The sequence below is a fragment of the Vibrio sp. HI00D65 genome (assembly GCF_001635455.1).
Taxonomy (GTDB): Bacteria; Pseudomonadota; Gammaproteobacteria; order Enterobacterales; family Vibrionaceae; genus Vibrio.
In genome coordinates this window covers 1-327 of the sequence record NZ_LWEH01000531.1, presented here as the reverse complement: position 1 = coordinate 327, position 327 = coordinate 1, and the positions used below count along the sequence as shown (strand labels likewise).

Below are 327 nucleotides of genomic sequence, written 5' to 3'. Positions count from 1 at the left end.
AACAGTTAAGTGCATACGCCAGTGCCGAGAGCAGCAATACGCTACAACCTGCAAATCCAACCGCGTGCGATAACTTAGGGTCAAGTAACCAAACCTCACCAGAAGCCCAAGTTAGCTGAATAAGCACAATCCCCATAATCACAACAGGAAAGACAAGTTTATCTAAACGTGGTAGCAGCAAGAAGAAAGCCACCACACAAGCAGCTAAGAGTAAGGCGAACAACCACCAGACCATTTCTCCAGACAACTGCAACCAAAAGGCTTTGCTATAACAAAGTTGAGCTAGCAGAAAGCAAACAAAATATAGGGGACGTTTTTGAGTGAGGG

1 protein-coding gene is annotated in these 327 nt (G+C 45.3%); it reads right to left on the bottom strand.

The features are described 5' to 3' along the window. The coding region (locus tag A3712_RS23280; protein ID WP_231891876.1) for a lysoplasmalogenase family protein at window positions 1-327 on the bottom strand (327 nt) is incomplete at both ends.